This window comes from Ruegeria sp. AJ12, from assembly GCF_056536245.1.
In genome coordinates this window covers 2,233,639-2,249,533 of record NZ_JBQFJJ010000001.1, presented here as the reverse complement: position 1 = coordinate 2,249,533, position 15,895 = coordinate 2,233,639, and the positions used below count along the sequence as shown (strand labels likewise).

At 58.9% G+C, this 15,895-nt stretch carries 18 protein-coding genes and 1 tRNA gene; 14 read left to right on the top strand and 5 right to left on the bottom strand.

All coding sequences use genetic code 11. The annotated features are described in order from the left end of the window. Positions 1-162: 162 nt before the first annotated feature. From ACR3E0_RS11405 to ACR3E0_RS11390, 4 genes are all read right to left on the bottom strand, one after another. Positions 163-1,476 carry a branched-chain amino acid ABC transporter permease gene (locus ACR3E0_RS11405; RefSeq protein ID WP_480478890.1) on the bottom strand — a complete coding sequence of 438 codons (1,314 nt, stop codon included), beginning with the start codon at positions 1,474-1,476 and terminating at the stop codon, positions 163-165. Continuing rightward, positions 1,473-2,483 (bottom strand): branched-chain amino acid ABC transporter permease, encoded by a 1,011-nt coding sequence (locus ACR3E0_RS11400; RefSeq protein WP_480478889.1) that lies wholly within the window; start codon positions 2,481-2,483, stop codon positions 1,473-1,475. The genes ACR3E0_RS11405 and ACR3E0_RS11400 overlap by 4 nt, the downstream gene beginning before the upstream one ends. Positions 2,484-2,669: 186 nt before the next feature. Beyond that, positions 2,670-2,999 carry a hypothetical protein gene (locus ACR3E0_RS11395; protein WP_480478888.1) on the bottom strand — a complete coding sequence of 110 codons (330 nt, stop codon included), beginning with the start codon at positions 2,997-2,999 and terminating at the stop codon, positions 2,670-2,672. Between the two features lie 560 nt (positions 3,000-3,559). Next, a tRNA-Ser gene (locus tag ACR3E0_RS11390) sits at positions 3,560-3,649 on the bottom strand. Between the two features lie 123 nt (positions 3,650-3,772). Here ACR3E0_RS11390 and ACR3E0_RS11385 point away from each other — a divergent pair. The 9 genes from ACR3E0_RS11385 (at position 3,773) to ACR3E0_RS11345 (ending at position 11,260) form a co-directional block, all read left to right on the top strand. Then, on the top strand, positions 3,773-4,615 hold the full coding sequence (locus ACR3E0_RS11385; RefSeq protein ID WP_480478887.1) for a DUF2059 domain-containing protein: 843 nt from the start codon (positions 3,773-3,775) through the stop codon (positions 4,613-4,615). Then, complete coding sequence (locus ACR3E0_RS11380; protein ID WP_480478886.1) at positions 4,615-5,415, top strand: DUF2059 domain-containing protein; 801 nt, start codon at positions 4,615-4,617, stop codon at positions 5,413-5,415. Before ACR3E0_RS11385 ends, ACR3E0_RS11380 begins: the two co-directional genes overlap by 1 nt. Before the next feature lie 219 nt (positions 5,416-5,634). Further along, positions 5,635-6,267 (top strand): 50S ribosomal protein L21, encoded by a 633-nt coding sequence (locus ACR3E0_RS11375; protein WP_480478885.1) that lies wholly within the window; start codon positions 5,635-5,637, stop codon positions 6,265-6,267. An 11-nt stretch (positions 6,268-6,278) separates the two neighbouring features. After that, on the top strand, positions 6,279-6,548 hold the full coding sequence (gene rpmA / locus ACR3E0_RS11370) for a 50S ribosomal protein L27 (RefSeq protein WP_010440093.1): 270 nt from the start codon (positions 6,279-6,281) through the stop codon (positions 6,546-6,548). A 96-nt stretch (positions 6,549-6,644) separates the two neighbouring features. Further along, positions 6,645-7,253: a LysE family translocator gene (locus ACR3E0_RS11365; RefSeq protein ID WP_480478884.1), complete on the top strand. Its 609-nt coding sequence runs from the start codon at positions 6,645-6,647 to the stop codon at positions 7,251-7,253. Continuing rightward, complete coding sequence (locus tag ACR3E0_RS11360) at positions 7,250-7,786, top strand: GNAT family N-acetyltransferase (protein ID WP_480478882.1); 537 nt, start codon at positions 7,250-7,252, stop codon at positions 7,784-7,786. The genes ACR3E0_RS11365 and ACR3E0_RS11360 overlap by 4 nt, the downstream gene beginning before the upstream one ends. Positions 7,787-7,823: 37 nt before the next feature. Continuing rightward, positions 7,824-8,858: a GTPase ObgE gene (gene obgE, locus ACR3E0_RS11355; RefSeq protein ID WP_480478881.1), complete on the top strand. Its 1,035-nt coding sequence runs from the start codon at positions 7,824-7,826 to the stop codon at positions 8,856-8,858. Beyond that, on the top strand, positions 8,846-9,952 hold the full coding sequence (proB, locus tag ACR3E0_RS11350) for a glutamate 5-kinase (RefSeq protein WP_480478880.1): 1,107 nt from the start codon (positions 8,846-8,848) through the stop codon (positions 9,950-9,952). Before obgE ends, proB begins: the two co-directional genes overlap by 13 nt. Before the next feature lie 45 nt (positions 9,953-9,997). Beyond that, entirely contained in the window at positions 9,998-11,260 is a 1,263-nt protein-coding gene (locus ACR3E0_RS11345; protein WP_480478879.1) for a glutamate-5-semialdehyde dehydrogenase, read from the top strand. Here ACR3E0_RS11345 and ACR3E0_RS11340 read toward each other — a convergent pair. Beyond that, on the bottom strand, positions 11,257-11,853 hold the full coding sequence (locus ACR3E0_RS11340; RefSeq protein WP_480478878.1) for a histidine phosphotransferase family protein: 597 nt from the start codon (positions 11,851-11,853) through the stop codon (positions 11,257-11,259). The genes ACR3E0_RS11345 and ACR3E0_RS11340 overlap by 4 nt on opposite strands. 46 nt (positions 11,854-11,899) lie before the next feature. Between ACR3E0_RS11340 and ACR3E0_RS11335 the strand changes: the two genes are divergently transcribed. The 5 genes from ACR3E0_RS11335 to tsf all read left to right on the top strand — a co-directional run bounded on the left by ACR3E0_RS11335 (position 11,900) and on the right by tsf (position 15,728). Then, entirely contained in the window at positions 11,900-12,082 is a 183-nt protein-coding gene (locus ACR3E0_RS11335) for a DUF3553 domain-containing protein (RefSeq protein ID WP_480478877.1), read from the top strand. Between the two features lie 109 nt (positions 12,083-12,191). After that, positions 12,192-12,947, top strand: coding sequence for an L-ornithine N(alpha)-acyltransferase (gene olsB / locus ACR3E0_RS11330; RefSeq protein ID WP_480478876.1), 756 nt, complete (start codon positions 12,192-12,194; stop codon positions 12,945-12,947). Between the two features lie 4 nt (positions 12,948-12,951). After that, positions 12,952-13,788 carry a lyso-ornithine lipid O-acyltransferase gene (gene olsA, locus ACR3E0_RS11325; RefSeq protein WP_480478875.1) on the top strand — a complete coding sequence of 279 codons (837 nt, stop codon included), beginning with the start codon at positions 12,952-12,954 and terminating at the stop codon, positions 13,786-13,788. Positions 13,789-13,956: 168 nt separating this feature from the next. After that, positions 13,957-14,775: a 30S ribosomal protein S2 gene (rpsB, locus tag ACR3E0_RS11320; protein ID WP_480478874.1), complete on the top strand. Its 819-nt coding sequence runs from the start codon at positions 13,957-13,959 to the stop codon at positions 14,773-14,775. A gap of 77 nt (positions 14,776-14,852) precedes the next feature. After that, the gene (tsf, locus tag ACR3E0_RS11315; protein WP_480478873.1) at positions 14,853-15,728 is read left to right on the top strand and encodes a translation elongation factor Ts; all 876 of its coding nucleotides are present in this window, start codon (positions 14,853-14,855) and stop codon (positions 15,726-15,728) included. Positions 15,729-15,895: the final 167 nt, after the last annotated feature.

Sequence of the window (15,895 nt, the reverse complement as noted above, 5' to 3'; positions counted from 1 at the left end):
GCGAAAAATCGTTACAAAACGGCTGCAGAGTTGGTGACGTACAGCCGACAACACACCGCCCGAAACGTCAGGGCGGTGAATCCGTGTATTCAGAATGCACTTTTGAATCAAGAAACCACGCCATTACCTGCGCGTGGCTCCAAGATTTGAGAAGATTTCTGCCTATTTCTCCGGGATTAGCCCTCTTGGGCTGAATCTGAGGACAATCAGCAGGATCAGACCCATCGTGAACAGGCGCATATGCGCGGCGCTGTCGATCAGATGCGCCTTGAGCGCACTGCCATCCGGCATTCCAATGGTAATCAGGTTCATCAACCACAGGCCAATGGGCTCGACCTGAACCCACAAGAACCAGATCACAAAAGCCCCCAGAACCGCTCCGAAATTATTGCCGGATCCGCCCACGATCACCATGACCCAGACAAGGAAGGTAAAGCGCAAGGGCTGATAGGCGCTGGGGGTCAATTGCCCGTCCAGCGTGGTCATCATCGCGCCTGCGATCCCGCAGATGGCAGAGCCCAGTACGAAGATTTGCAAGTGACGGCGGGTGACGTCCTTGCCCATCGCCTCGGCTGCGACCTCGTTGTCGCGAATGGCGCGCATCATCCTGCCCCACGGGCTCTTGAGTGCTTTTTGTGCCATCCACAGCAGGATCAGCAAAACGGCCAGGAACAGCACCGAATAGCCCAGCTTGACCGAAAGGGTCGAGGCGGTGATCGGATCAAGGCCCAGCCAGTCCGCGCGGGCAATAAAGCCCGGATCGTTCTGCAACTCGATCTCATACCCAACCACGGGGGCAGGGCGCGGTATGCCGTAGACGTTTTTAACCCCACGCGCGAGCCAATCTTCGTTCTTGAGAACGGCGATGATGATCTCTGCAATGCCCAGCGTGGCAATGGCCAGATAGTCCGAGCGCAGACCCAGTGCGGTTTTACCGATCAGCCATGCGGCACCAGCCGCAAGCAAGCCGCCTGCTGGCCAGGCCAGTAAGACTGGCAGGTTCAGGCCACCAAGGTTGCCCTCGACCGCAGGGTTGATCGCCTCGACCGCGGCGACGCTTGGGTCAAAAATTGCGCGATAGATAAAAAACCCGGCGATCAGAACACCAATCGTGGAAAAGGAGCGCAGGCGCCCTTTGGGCATCTTTTGCGTGACCAGCACGGCCGCTACCACGGTTGCTGCGCCCAGCAACAGCGCCAGAACAACACCATATCCGCCCGCAGCCCAGGCACCCTGCGTAGGCGGCGTGGACACCAGAACAACCGCCAGACCGCCCAGCGCGACAAATCCCATCACACCCACGTTGAAGAGACCCGCAAAGCCCCATTGCAGGTTCACACCGATGGCCATGATCGCCGATATCAGCCCCATGTTGAGGATCAGGATGGCGGCATTCCAGCTTTGTGTGAAACCTGTCAGGAGGATCAGGCAGCCAACGACACCGAACAGCAGCGTATTCTTGACGGGCTCGCTCATATCACTTTCCCTTTGAACAGTCCCGTGGGCTTGAACAGAAGCACGATCAGCAGGATGACAAAGCTGACGGCAAATTTGTAATCGGTGGACAGGAACTGAACCAGCCCCGACGGCGCGAGGTTTTCCGGCGCGACATAGGTCAGAACCTTCTTCCAGGCATAGGTGATCGTGACCTCGGAAAAGGCGATGATGAAGCCGCCGGCAATGGCACCTATCGGGTTGCCAAGACCGCCCACAATGGCTGAGGCGAAGATGGGCAGCAGCAGCTGGAAATATACGAAGGGTTTAAAGCTTTTGTCCAACCCGTACAGTACGCCCGCAGTCGTTGCCAAGGCTGCCACGATGATCCAGGTGATCATCACCACACGTTCCGGGTTGATCCCGGACAGCAGGGCCAGATCCTCATTGTCGGAATAAGCCCGCATCGATTTCCCGGTGCGCGTCTTGTTGAGAAACCAGAACAGCAGCGCCACCGCGGCCACGGCAACAACCACGGTGATGACCTGCGACGTGCGGATGGCGAGCCCTTCGCTCAGACCGGTCAGGGCCCTGAAATCACGTGCCGAAATCAGAAATCGTGCGCCGTCCGAAAACCTTTGGTCATCCGGTCCGATGATGAACCGGACGAGGCCGTTCATGATGAACATGACGCCCATCGACACGATCACCAGAATGACGGGTTTGGCCTTTTGTTCGCGGTAGAACCGATAGACGAACCGGTCGGTGATCAGAACCAGGATGATGCATCCCAGGATCGCAAAGGGCAGGGCGAGCAGGGCGGTGGGCAGTGGACCAAAGCCGATCCCGGCGGCTTGCAGCCCCCAAGTGACAAGAACCGCGATCATCGCGCCGAAGGCCATCGTGTCGCCATGGGCAAAGTTGGAAAACCGCAGGATGCCATAGATCAGCGTGACGCCCAGCGCCCCCAAGGCCAGCTGACTGCCATAGGCCACCGCAGGCACGATCACAAAATTCGCAAGCGCAACAAGCGCGTTCAGTAGATCCATGAATTCTTCTCACTGTCCGGGTGCGGCTTTATGGCATAGCGGCGTGAGAAGACACAACATTTTGCGCCGTCTTTTTTGGGGCATCTGCACAGAAAAACAGCCGCTTCGCGGTCCGGTCCGCCTACCGGTCACTTAGTGAGACATGAAAGCTGCCCGGCGGGCGGATCCACCGGACAGAGCAGCCGATCAAACGTCAACTTCTGTGCATTTTCCGTGATCCGTTCCCGCATGAGGACCCTTGATCGACAGGTCATAGGTCATGTCCTCGATATGAACGACAAAGGTCATGACATTCTGGTCTTTGATGTGCACAAAAGTCATGTTCCCGAGGCCGTTGAGAACAATTGCATCGCCCGAGATATCCTTGGTCGCGATGCTGCCGGTATCGCCGACCGGCGCGCGACTGAGGCGGACCTCGCTGCCGTCCTGATCGGAGATGCAGACGAAGTGGCGTCCTTCTGCGATTGCAGCCGTGGCACATAAGGTGGCGACGGCCGCGCACATCCATTTTTTCATCGGTTTTGTCCTGATCTCTGTCTTGGTTTTTTGGGGCGGAGGATCAACCGGAGCGCCATGTATTTTTTGTGACGGACACCCAGTTGCGGTCATCTTCCTGAGATCAGCCGATAGGGGTTCAATGTGACGGCATTACAGCCGAGCAATGTCATTCTTTAGCTTGACGGTCTTGCGCGTTTGCCCCGCGCCAAAGTCAAAGTTGTATATAAAAAACATATAATTAAGCCTGCAAACTGACATGGCGCTCATTGCATGCAGTGTTTGAGCCGACACAATGTCGACAAAGTTGATGAGGGCACCTGTAGGGGACCATGCACACTGTTGAGACGTTTATCATCCTGCGATTGGAGTTGGACAATCAACTTCGATGAAAAGGTCACCGGCGCGCTCTGCTCAAGCCCTGATCAAATTTGCGATGAAGGATACCTCGAGCTACAGAACCCTTGCGCTCAAGCGGCCTTCCTCGATGCTAGGATGTATGCGGGGAATCCGTTTTCCGGCCCTATAGTTGTCGCTATTGTTCCAGGAGTTGGGGCAGGCGCTTACCGGCGTATATTTGATGGCGGAGAGACAGGGATTCGAACCCTGGGTGGGCTTGCACCCACAACGGTTTTCGAGACCGCCCCGTTCGACCACTCCGGCACCTCTCCGCGGGGGTCTGTGCAGGCGGGATTTAGTGATGAACGGGCAGGGGCGCAAGCAGAAAATTCCCGAATGGCAGAAAGCCCGGATTTTCCATTGCCTGCGGGCACAAAACACCTAGGCTGATATGTATGACCCATTTTGCTCAGCGTTTCGCCCTTTCGTTTCTGGTGCCGGTTTTGGCGCTTGTCCTGATCCCGTCACAGCCTGCCGCGGCCAACCGGGACAGGATCGAGGCGTTTTTGACCACAACGGGATTTGACGTGGCCCTGGAAAGCATCGCGCTTGCCTCGGGCTCAGCCCCGCAGATGCTGGGCATCGACCCGGACGGGTTCGGATCAGACTGGACCCGCCTGACCGAAGAGGTTTTCGACACCGAAGGCATGCATGAAACAGCCGTTTCGATTCTGGAACAGACGCTGAGCGAAGAGGCCCTCACACATGCCGTCGATTTCTACGCCTCGGATCTGGGGCAACGTCTGGTTGTGGCGGAAAACGCGTCCCACATGATCGAAGATGATGAGGCAAAGCAACGGGAAGGGCAGGAGATCATCGCCGGCCTGATTCAGGATGGATCGCAGCGGGTCGAGAGTTTCAAGCGGATGAACCGCGCGATCGATTCCAGCGACACCGCGCTGCGTGCACTGCAGGAGATCCAGTTGCGGTTTCTGCTGGCCGCCAGCGCGTCCGGGGTGATCGACCTGCAGCTTGAGGCAGACGATATACGCATGATGATGAAGCGCAACGAAGCGGGCATGCGCCAGTCGCTGCAACTGTCGGCACTGGCTGGGGCGGCCTATACGTATCAGGACTTTTCGGATGCGGATATCGACGCCTATACCGAGGCGCTGGAACAACCCTTGATGCAAGAGGTCTACGAGTTGCTGAACGCCATTCAGTACGAGATCATGGCGATGCGGTTCGAGGTTCTGGCGGCCCGAATGGCTGAACTGCACCCGGCGCAGGATATATGATGCGTCTGGTTGCGCTCTTATCAGCGTTTTTGATTTTTGGATCGCCGCTTTTTGCCAATGAAAAGGTAGAGCAGCTGGCGCAGGCGATGCGCCTGTCCGAGGTGATGGATATCCTGGCAAACGAAGGTCAGGATCAGCGCCTCGAACTGGACGAAACGATGCTCAGCAACACCGGCGGTGCCTTTTTCGAGGCGCAGGTGGAGGATATCTACGACACGTTCTGGATGCGCGAGCGGGTCACAGAGGCGTTTCAACAAGGTCTGACAGAAGCGCAACTGGATCAGGCCATCCTGTTCTTTGAAAGTGAACTGGGCCAGACGATTATCGAGCTGGAAAACTCGGCGCGTCAGGCGATTTCGGATGAGGCCATCGAAGAGATGGCACGGGATGCCTATGCCGGTCTCGCGCGCGATTCCGTTCTGTATGAACTGGTCGACGAGTACATTCAGGTCAACAACCTGATCGAACAGAATGTGCAGGGCGCGCTGAGCGCGGATTACAACTTTTTTCGGGGATTGGATCACGAGGCGATGACGGATGAGGGCGCCTTGCTGGCCGAGCTGTTGTCGCGCAAGGACGACATGACTGCCGAGACGACCTCATGGCTCTATTCCTTTCTGCTGATGGCTTATCGTCCTCTGGAAGAGGCGCAGATGCGCGAGAATATCGCGTTTTCCCGCACCGAGACGGGCAAGGCTCTGAACGCGGCCCTGTTTGACGGGTTTGACCGGATGTTTGACGGCATTTCTTTCCGGCTGGGCGAGGCGGTGGCAATGGTTCTGAACGGGTCCGAACTTTAGCGCGGCTTTGCTGTTGACTTTCCCCCGCAATCTATGGATAAGCGCCCATCCCGGCCGGTTTTCCGCGCCGGGTCTCGTTATTATTTGACCCCAGAGGAATAGTCAGGGGTCAGTCACACAGCCCGAAAAGGGCGCGCTGTTCGAGGTGGCTTCCCTATTTGTTGGGGCCAAAACACCCGTAAGGGGACCACAGAACGCGGGTATGAAAAGGAAAGACGCATGTTTGCGGTCCTCAAGACTGGCGGCAAGCAGTACAAGGTTCAGGCGGGCGATATGCTCCGTGTTGAAAAGCTGGCTGCCGACGCAGGTGAAACAGTTCAATTCAACGATGTTCTGATGCTGGGCGGGGACGCTCCGGTTGTTGGTGCACCGTTCGTCGAAGGCGCCGGCGTTCAGGCCGAAGTGATCGAACAGATCAAAGGTGACAAGGTCATCAAGTTCGTCAAGCGTCGTCGTAAGCACAGCTCGAAGCGCACCGTTGGCCACCGTCAGAAGCTGACTCTGGTCAAGATCACCGACATCCTGTCGTCTGGCGCTGACAAGTCGGGCATCAAGGCTGCAACCGGTTCGGCTCCGGCTGGCGAAGCTGCTCCGGCGGCAAAAAAGCCTGCCAAGGCAGCGGAACCCAAGGCAAAAGCGGAACCAAAAGCAGCAGCACCCGCCGCGGCGGCTGCTGACGATCTGACGGCGCTGACAGGCGTCGGCCCTGCCGCTGCCAAGAAGCTGGCCGAGGCTGGTATCGAGAGCTTTGCCGCTCTGGCCGCCTTGTCGGACGAGCAGATTGCTGCTATCGAAACGGTCAAAGTGAAACCCGAATGGGTTGAGCAGGCCAAAGAGCTGGCCAAAGGCTAAGGAGAGAGAGAATGGCACATAAGAAAGCTGGCGGTTCCTCCCGTAACGGTCGCGACTCAGCAGGTCGCCGCCTTGGCGTGAAACTCTATGGTGGTCAGGCGGCCATCGCAGGCAACATCATCGTGCGTCAGCGCGGCACCAAGTTCTGGCCGGGCGAAGGCGTGGGCATGGGCAAGGATCACACCATCTTTGCAACTGTCGATGGCGCCGTGAAGTTCCACAAGGGACTTAAGAACCGCACCTTTATTTCGGTCCTGCCAGTGGCGGAGGCCGCAGAGTAAGCCGAAACCCAGAAGGTTTAAGAAAAATTCATGGGGGACCGGCACAAAGTGCCGGTCCCCTTTCTCGTTTTAACGCAGTTTTGATCGAACGTTCAGATGACAGTCGCAACCACAAGTTTCCTGATCTTTGCCGCCTCTCAGGTCGGTACGCCGGGACCGGCGAACATGGTCCTGCTGGGAACCGGTGCGCGTTACGGGTTCCGGGCGGCATTGCCGTTTGTCGGCGGGGTTATTCTGGGAAAGCAACTGATCATCTGGCCCGTGGGCTTTGGCTTGTTGCAGCTGGCGGAGCAGGCACCTGCGGTGTTCGCGGTGCTGAAATATGCCTCGGCGGCCTATATCATGTGGTTGGCGTGGAAAATCGCCAATACGCGCTTGTCCCGGCAACAGGACCAGGGGGAGGCGCCGGGCTTTTGGGCCGGATTGGTTGTTCACCCCCTCAATCCCAAGGCCTGGGCGATGATCATTGCCGGGTTCACCGGCTTTGTCGCAGCGGGAACGCCGTCGTTTGAGGCGACGATCACAATCGCTGCATGTTTGTTGATTTGTCAGGTGGTTCTTCACCCGATCTGGACATTTGCAGGCGATAGAATCGCCCATGCGGTTGAAGGACGGCCGGTGGAAAAATATCTGATGTGGACGTTAGCGAGTCTCACTGTTGCATCCGTACTTTTTGTGTTGTTCGGAGGAGGAACGCATTCATGAAACTTGAGACAATAATAAACCAGCCGGTCATTGAAACCGAGCGGTTCGACCTGCGCCCGTTGCGCCGGTCGGATTTGGGTCTCATCGAACATTATGCAGGCGATGAGCGCGTTGCGCGCATGACGACAAGTATTGCGCACCCCCTGCCACCAGGTTCGACCGAGGCGTTTGTCACCCGGTCGATGGCGGACGAGCGGGACGAGGACGTTTGGGTCATGGACGCCACCAAGGACGGTGGCCCGGAACTGATAGGCCTGATCTCGCTCAAACGGCTGGATCGCAACCAGTCCGAGGTCGGCTATTGGGTCGCTCCGCTTTACTGGAACACGGGGATCGCGTCGTTGGCTGTGGAGATGCTGGTCAAGGCGAACCCGCTGGAAAACGCGACCATGTTTGCCAGCGTGTTTCAGGACAACCCGGCCTCGGCCCGGGTCCTGACCCATTGCGGGTTCGAATATCTGGGTGACGCCGAGAGCTATTCGGTGGCGCGCGATGCGAATGTGCCCACCTGGACCTATAGTAAGAAACTCTGACTTGTGGCCGATGGGACCTTTGCAGTAGGGGACAGACATGAAATTTCTCGATCTTGCAAAGGTCTACATCCGGTCCGGGGCCGGCGGTAGCGGCTGCGTCAGCTTTCGGCGCGAAAAATACATCGAATATGGCGGCCCCGATGGCGGGGATGGTGGCAAGGGCGGGTCCGTCTGGGCCGAGGTCGTGGACGGGCTGAACACCCTGATCGACTTTCGCTATCAGCAGCATTTCTTTGCCAAGAACGGCCAGCCCGGGCGCGGCCAGCAACGCACGGGCAAGGATGGCGACGACATCATCCTGCGTGTGCCCGTGGGCACGGAAATTCTGGACGAAGACGAAGAGACGGTGATCGCCGACCTGACGCAGGTGGGCGAACGTGTTCTGCTGGCCAGGGGCGGCAATGGCGGGTTTGGAAACCTGCATTTCAAATCTCCGACCAACCAGGCGCCGCGCCGCGCCAATCCGGGACAGGCAGGCATAGACCGCACGATCTGGTTGCGGCTGAAGCTGATCGCGGATGTCGGACTGTTGGGCATGCCGAATGCGGGCAAATCCACGTTTCTGGCGGCGACATCCAACGCACGCCCCAAGATTGCGGACTACCCCTTTACAACGCTGCATCCCAATCTTGGTGTTGTTGGCGTCGACAATGTTGAATTCGTCGTGGCCGACATCCCCGGATTGATCGAAGGCGCACATGAAGGGCGCGGAATCGGGGACCGGTTTCTGGGTCACGTGGAACGGTGCGCCGTGCTTCTGCATCTGGTTGATGGGACCTCCCAGACCGTCGCCGAAGACTACCGTACGATCATTCACGAGTTGGAAGCCTATGGCGGCGCATTGGCCGAAAAGCCGCGGATAACCGTGCTGAACAAGGCCGACGCGCTGGATGCGGACGAATTGGAACTCGCCAGGGCCGAGTTGCAAGAGGCCGCCGGCGACCCTGTCATGACCATGTCCGGCGTGTCACATCAGGGTGTGACCGAGGTTCTGCGTGCCCTGCGTACCCGGATCGACGAAGACCGGCTGCGCCAGAAACCCGCTGCGGAGGCAACCTCGTGGCAACCCTGACCACAGCGCGGCGACTGGTTGTCAAAATCGGATCGGCGCTGTTGGTCGATCGAGAGACCGGGTTGCTGCGGTCCAAATGGCTGCAATCTCTGGCGCAGGACGTCGCCTGGCTGAAAGGGCAGGGAACGGATGTCATCCTTGTCTCGTCCGGTTCCATTGCGCTCGGGCGCGGTGTTCTGAACCTGCCCACGGACACCCTGCCGCTCGAACAATCGCAGGCCGCTGCTGCCGTCGGTCAGATCCGGCTGGCGCGCGCCTATGAGGAAGCGCTGACACCGCATGACATCACCACCGCGCAGGTGCTGGTCACGTTGGAGGACAGCGCGGATCGGCGGCGATATCTGAACTCCCGCTCGACGCTGGAAACCTTGTTGTCGCTGAAGGTTGTTCCCATCGTGAACGAGAACGACACGGTGGCAACAGACGAAATCCGGTATGGGGATAATGACCGGCTGGCCGCCCAGATCGCGGTGACTGTCGGGGCAGATCAACTGATCCTGCTGTCGGATGTGGACGGGTTCTATTCGGGAAACCCCAACGAGGATGCGTCCGCGAAACGATATGAAGTCATCGACCGCATCACGCCCGAGATCGAGGCCATGGCGGGCGACGCCGGTTCGGGTCTGTCCAAAGGTGGCATGAAGACCAAGTTGCTGGCGGCCAAGATGGCCACGGCGGCGGGTTGCGCCATGGCGATCACCGAAGGATCGCCAGACAATCCCCTGAAAATGCTTGAAAATGGTGGAAACTGCACCTGGTTCACGGCCACGCTTGATCCACATGCGGCGCGCAAACGCTGGATCTCGGCCATGAAACCCAGGGGTGAAATCACGGTGGACGAAGGCGCCGCACGGGCCCTTGCCAACGGCAAAAGCCTGCTGCCTGCGGGTATCGTCGAGGTAAGCGGTGACTTCGGTCGGGGGGATCCGGTCGCGATCCTGGACCCGAGTGCCCGGCGTCTTGCGCAGGGGCTCAGCCGGTATACCGCGCAGGAGGCGGATGCCATCAAGGGCCGCAAATCCTCGGAAATCGAGGCGACGTTGGGCTATCCTGGACGGGCCGCGCTGGTCCATCGGGACGATCTGGCGCTATAACTGTGGCTGTCATAGGACAACATACCGATCTGGAAGGCACGTGACATGAAGGACTTTAATAACATCCCCGCCCTGATGGCGGATATCGGGACCCGTGCCAAAGCAGCGTCGCGCGATCTGGCCTTTGCGAGTGCCGAGCGTAAGCATGCCGCCCTGATTGCGGCGGCCGACGCGGTCTGGGACAATCGATCCCGGATCGTTGACGCCAACAAAAAGGATCTGGACTTCGGTCGGGAAAAGGGTCTGAACCCTGCGATGATGGACCGTCTGATGTTGGACGAGACGCGCGTACAGGGCATGGTCGACGGGTTGCGGACTGTCGCGGATCAGCCCGATCCGGTGGGAGAGGTGCTTGCGGAGTGGGACATGCCGACCGGGTTGCACATTCAACGCGTCCGGACCCCCTTGGGCGTCATCGGTGTGATCTATGAGAGCCGCCCCAATGTGACCGCGGATGCGGGTGCGCTTTGCCTGAAGTCCGGCAACGCGGTAATCCTGCGGGGCGGGTCAGAGAGCTTTCATTCCTCAACCGCCATTCACGCCTGCCTGGTCGAAGGCCTGAAGGCGGCGAACCTGCCCGAAGATGCCATCCAGCTAGTACCGACCCGTGACCGGGCCGCCGTACAGGAATTGCTGACCATGACGGACTCGGTCGATGTGATCGTTCCGCGCGGGGGAAAAGGGCTGGTGGGTCTGGTGCAGCGCGAGGCACGGGTGCCGGTGTTTGCACATCTCGAAGGCATCGTTCACATCTACATCGACAAGGCAGCCGATCCGCAGAAAACGCTGGACGTTGTCCTGAACGCCAAGACCCGCCGCACCGGCATCTGCGGCGCCGCCGAATGCCTTTTGGTCCATCAGGAGGTGGCGGAAACGCTCGGGCGCGATGTGGTCTCTGCCTTGTTGGCCGCCGGTGTCGAGGTTCACGCCCTGGGTCCTCTGGCGGTCGATGGCACGGTCTCTGCCAGTGACGAGGACTGGGGCAAGGAATTCCTAGACAGCGTCATCGCGGCAAAACCCGTCGCCGATATCGACGCGGCTATTGCCCATATTCAGCGCTACGGCTCGAACCACACCGATTGCATTATGACCGAGGATGCAACGGCTGCGGCCCGGTTCTTTGAACGGTTGGACAGCGCCATTCTGATGCACAACGCGTCAACCCAGTTCGCGGATGGCGGGGAATTTGGCATGGGCGCTGAAATCGGGATTGCCACTGGCAAAATGCACGCGCGCGGGCCGGTTGGCGCGGCGCAACTGACCAGTTTCAAATACCTCGTACGCGGAGACGGTACGACCCGCGCCTAGAACCGAAGGGTGACGCGGGTCGAGTTGGTCTCTACCGCAACACGCCGCCCCATCGCGCTGGCCGTGTCAGGCAACAGTGCAAATTGCACCTGTGCCGGAGATATCTTTTTGGGAAACCGGCCTGTGGCCACGTGTTTCCAAAGATCGCTGTCCAGGTTCAGTCTGTCGGCCCGGCCCGTCACGATCCACTTGTCGCCCTGCGCCGCGATGTCCACTTCGCCCCCCAAGGGCATTGCGCTTTCGCAGCACATCAGTGCCAGAAACGCCAGTTTCACCTGATTGCGCGGAACAGCCTCGGTCAGGTTCCAGTTGACCCGCACCCGTCCCGCACATTCGATATCTTTCAGCAGTTCGGCCACTTCGGACCGGCCCAGAGGTTGGTCGCTGGACGAGCCGAACGCAACGCGGAAAAAGCGTATGCGCGCACCGGCGCTGCCCACACTGCCCGAGATCAGTTCCATCTCGGGGCCCTGCACGGCACCGACCATGTCCAGCAGCTCCAGCCCGTTGGTGATGGCACCGATCGGGCTGATCAGATCGTGGCAGATCCGGGAACCGATCAACTCGGCCAGGTTGACGTCTGATGCGCCCATGCGTACCTCCTGATGTATCTGCCAAATGTAGGACCGGAGCCACCGTATGACAGACCTGAATGCCATTCTTGCACCGGGGATGCTTGTCCGTCACCCGGATTTCCCCGATTGGGGTGTCGGACAGGTTCAGTCCAACATCGCAGGCAAAATCACCGTGAACTTTCGCGAGCAGGGAAAAGTGGTGATTGACGGGACGCGCATCGCCCTGATGCCGGTCTTTGATCCGTGAAACTGGTTTAGGAAAGGTTAACGGATCCGACCTCAGGAGATGATGTTGCCAATGGCAGAAGAACTGCGATATCTGCCGCCCACAAAACAAAAGGAACGACATTCCGGACATGGCAGACGCTGGCCCTTCGTTCACAATCCGACTCGCCGAAACCGAGGATGACCTGCGCGCCGCCCAGCGGCTGCGTTACGAGGTGTTCGTCAAGGAGTTGGGCGGCGGCGGGGATATGGTGGATCATGAGGCCGGTCTGGAACAGGACAGGTTCGATCCGTATTTCGACCACATGCTGGCCTATGACGATGCAACCGGCGAAGCTGTGGGCGTTTACAGGCTGTTGCCAGGCGATCGTGCCGCCGAACTCGGCCAGTTTTATTCCGAAGACGAGTACGATCTGACCGTCCTCAAAACCAGCGGTCGCAAGCTGTTGGAGTTGGGACGATCCTGTCTACACCGCAACTATCGCGGCGGCACGGCGATGTATCATCTCTGGAATGGTCTGGCGGCCTATGTTGCCGAGCGCGACATCGAAGTATTGTTCGGTGTCGCCAGTTTTCATGGAACAGATGTACAGGCGTTGGCACAGCCCTTGTCGATGCTGCATCACAATCACCTTGCGCCGCCGGACTTGCGGGTCCAGGCGCAACCCGATGTGTTTCAGTCGATGAACCTTGTTGCCCCCGACGCGTTAGACCGCCGCGCCGCTATGGTGCAGGTGCCCGCTTTGATCAAGGCGTATCTGCGTCTGGGCGGTTTCGTGGGTGAGGGGGCGTTCATCGATCATGCGTTTAACACAACGGATATCTGCCTGATCCTGGATACAGCCCGCATGAACGACCGCCAAAAACGAATATACAGTGGGGCCTGATCCTGTGAGTGACCCGCTTTGGAACAGTGAGGATGCACCTGACCCGCTTGAGCTAGGCGTTTGGGGCTGGGTCCTGACTGTGGTGCGCGGCCTGCCGCTGGCTCTTCTGGTCTTTGGCGGTCTGGTTTTGCTGCTGACAGTTCGGCTGGTCGAGTTGCCGCTTTTCGGTGTGCGCAGGCCCGTCACGCCGTTCATCACGCAGTTTGTCTGCCGCAATGCATTCAGAATACTCGGAATGGGTTATCGCACCTCAGGCACTTTGATGCACGAACGCGGTGCTGTTGTTGCCAATCACTCTTCCTGGCTGGATATCTTTGCCCTGAATGCCCGGAAACGCATCTATTTCGTATCCAAAGCCGAGGTCGCAGGCTGGCCCGGAATCGGCTGGTTGGCGCGTGCAACCGGGACCGTGTTTATCGAACGGGATCGCAAAAAGGCCAAGGAGCAGACAGAGGTCTTTGAAGAACGCCTGAAGGCGGGCCACAAACTGCTGTTCTTTCCCGAGGGGACATCAACAGACGGCCTGCGTGTTTTACCTTTTAAAACAAGCCTCTTTGCCGCGTTCTTCGCAGATGAGCTGCGCGAGTTCATGTATGTCCAGCCCGTCTCGGTGGTCTTTCACGCCCCCAAGGGACAGCCGGACAGGTTCTATGGCTGGTGGGGGGACATGGAATTCGGACCGCATTTGCTCAAGACACTCGGCGCAAGCCGGCAAGGCTGGGTGGAGCTGATTTATCACGAACCCGCCAAGGTCAGCGACTTTGACAGCCGCAAGGCTCTGGCGGAACATTGTGAAGCAGCCGTGCGCCATGCGCATGCCTTGGCAAAGCTTGAAATTTAAGGGCGTTTCGCCCTTGCGCGTCCCCAAATCCTGCCGTATACGCGCGCCATTCAAACCCGCAGGCGGGGTTTGGGCTTTTTGAGGGAGACATCCTCATCAGGACCACCGGTTGGAGCATCCGCTTCTTTCACCCCCGCCGAGGCGTAAACCGGAAAAGGAAAACATAGCATGGCTCTTCCCGAGTTCACCATGCGTCAGCTGCTGGAAGCTGGCGTTCACTTTGGTCACCAGACACAGCGTTGGAATCCCCGCATGGGCCCGTTCATCTACGGCTCGCGCAATGGCATCCACATCATGGACCTGACCCAGACCGTTCCTATGCTGGATCAGGCGCTGCAGGCCGTTCGTGACACCGTCGCAAAAGGTGGCCGCATTCTGTTCGTCGGTACCAAGCGTCAGGCGGCTCAGCCGATCGCGGAAGCGGCTGAAAAGTCGGCTCAGTACTACATGAACCACCGCTGGCTGGGTGGCACGCTGACCAACTGGAAAACCGTTTCCCAGTCGATCAATCGTCTGAACCAGATCGACGAAGCGATGGAATCGGGTGCCGAAGGCCTGACCAAGAAAGAGCGTCTGGGCATGGAACGGGACCAGGGTAAGCTTCAGGCATCGCTGGGCGGTATCCGCGAAATGGGCGGCGTTCCGGACCTGCTGTTCGTCATCGACGTCAAGAAAGAAGCACTGGCCATCGCTGAAGCCAACAAGCTGGGCATCCCGGTTGTGGCCGTTGTCGACACCAATTGCTCGCCCGATGGTGTGGATTACATCATCCCGGGCAACGACGACGCAGCCCGTGCGATCTCGCTCTACTGCGATCTGGCAGCGCGTGCCGCTCTGGACGGTATGACCGCGCAACTGGGTGCGGCAGGTGTCGATCTGGGTGAATTCGAAGAAGCTCCGGTTGAAGAGGCCGTGGCCGAAGAAGCACCCGCAGAAGACGCCGCGCCGGAAGCCGAAGCTGCGCCGGAAGTCAAAGCCGAAGCGTAAGCTGCCCGTCACGTAAATGACATATGGGGCAGGGTATGACCTGCCCCAAATCCGTTTGAATTGAGGAGAGCCAAAAGATGGCAATCACAGCAGCAATGGTGAAAGAACTGCGCGACACAACCGGCGCAGGCATGATGGACGCGAAAAAAGCGTTGACCGAAACCGGCGGAAACATGGACGAAGCCGTTGACTGGCTGCGCACCAAAGGACTGGCCAAAGCGGCCAAGAAATCAGGCCGTACCGCGGCCGAAGGTCTGGTCGCGGTCCACGTTGACGGCGGCAACGGCGTGGCTGTCGAGGTGAACTCGGAAACCGATTTTGTCGCGAAAAACGCCGAATTCCAGGAAATGGTTGGTAAGATCGCTTACGCAGCCGAAGGCGTCGCCGATGTTGACGCTCTGCTGGCCGCCGATTTGGGTGGCAAGACCGTTGCAGACACTCTGACCGACAAGATCGCCACGATTGGCGAGAACATGTCGGTGCGCCGCATGTCGAAACTGTCGGGCGATACCGTTGTGTCCTATGTCCACAACGCAGCCACCAACGGCATGGGCAAAATCGGCGTTCTGGTTGCTCTGTCGGGCGGCGATGAGGCCATCGGCAAGCAGGTCGCGATGCACATCGCCGCTGTGAACCCGGCGGCCTTGTCCGAAGCCGACATGGATCCGGCTGTTGTCGAAAAGGAAAAGCAGGTTCAGATGGACATCGCCCGCGAATCCGGCAAGCCGGAGCAGGTGATCGAAAAGATGATCGAAGGCCGCATGAAGAAATTCGTCGCCGAATCGACCCTTCTGAACCAGGCTTTTGTCGTGAACCCGGACCTGACTGTCGAAGCGGCAGCCAAAGAAGCGGGCGCAACGATCACTGGCTTTGTCCGTCTCGAAGTTGGTGAAGGCATCGTGGTCGAAAAAGAAGACTTCGCCGCCGAAGTAGCAAAGGCCGCTCAGGGCTAAGGCCAGAATCGGCTTCGCTAGAATTTCAGACCAACCAAGTCAAACCGGCTGCGCGACGCGTGGCCGGTTTTTTCACGTCGTGCCAAGGGTGAAAGCGCTGCTTTCCGACAAACGTGGATAGGATGGAGGGCCCCGCATGATGGGGATGGTCGAGGCCCCCCAAATTT

What these genes read in the sequence shown, in the direction of transcription:
- ACR3E0_RS11385 (WP_480478887.1), top strand. Translation starts at nt 3,773, where the DNA reads ATGACCCATTTTGCTCAGCGTTTCGCCCTTTCGTTTCTGGTGCCGGTT.
- ACR3E0_RS11400 (WP_480478889.1), bottom strand. Translation starts at nt 2,483, where the DNA reads ATGGATCTACTGAACGCGCTTGTTGCGCTTGCGAATTTTGTGATCGTG.
- ACR3E0_RS11360 (WP_480478882.1), top strand. Translation starts at nt 7,250, where the DNA reads ATGAAACTTGAGACAATAATAAACCAGCCGGTCATTGAAACCGAGCGG.
- olsB (WP_480478876.1), top strand. Translation starts at nt 12,192, where the DNA reads ATGGCAGACGCTGGCCCTTCGTTCACAATCCGACTCGCCGAAACCGAG.
- ACR3E0_RS11335 (WP_480478877.1), top strand. Translation starts at nt 11,900, where the DNA reads ATGACAGACCTGAATGCCATTCTTGCACCGGGGATGCTTGTCCGTCAC.
- ACR3E0_RS11365 (WP_480478884.1), top strand. Translation starts at nt 6,645, where the DNA reads ATGACAGTCGCAACCACAAGTTTCCTGATCTTTGCCGCCTCTCAGGTC.
- ACR3E0_RS11395 (WP_480478888.1), bottom strand. Translation starts at nt 2,999, where the DNA reads ATGAAAAAATGGATGTGCGCGGCCGTCGCCACCTTATGTGCCACGGCT.
- ACR3E0_RS11345 (WP_480478879.1), top strand. Translation starts at nt 9,998, where the DNA reads ATGAAGGACTTTAATAACATCCCCGCCCTGATGGCGGATATCGGGACC.
- ACR3E0_RS11405 (WP_480478890.1), bottom strand. Translation starts at nt 1,476, where the DNA reads ATGAGCGAGCCCGTCAAGAATACGCTGCTGTTCGGTGTCGTTGGCTGC.
- rpmA (WP_010440093.1), top strand. Translation starts at nt 6,279, where the DNA reads ATGGCACATAAGAAAGCTGGCGGTTCCTCCCGTAACGGTCGCGACTCA.
- tsf (WP_480478873.1), top strand. Translation starts at nt 14,853, where the DNA reads ATGGCAATCACAGCAGCAATGGTGAAAGAACTGCGCGACACAACCGGC.
- ACR3E0_RS11380 (WP_480478886.1), top strand. Translation starts at nt 4,615, where the DNA reads ATGCGTCTGGTTGCGCTCTTATCAGCGTTTTTGATTTTTGGATCGCCG.
- ACR3E0_RS11340 (WP_480478878.1), bottom strand. Translation starts at nt 11,853, where the DNA reads ATGGGCGCATCAGACGTCAACCTGGCCGAGTTGATCGGTTCCCGGATC.
- ACR3E0_RS11375 (WP_480478885.1), top strand. Translation starts at nt 5,635, where the DNA reads ATGTTTGCGGTCCTCAAGACTGGCGGCAAGCAGTACAAGGTTCAGGCG.
- obgE (WP_480478881.1), top strand. Translation starts at nt 7,824, where the DNA reads ATGAAATTTCTCGATCTTGCAAAGGTCTACATCCGGTCCGGGGCCGGC.
- rpsB (WP_480478874.1), top strand. Translation starts at nt 13,957, where the DNA reads ATGGCTCTTCCCGAGTTCACCATGCGTCAGCTGCTGGAAGCTGGCGTT.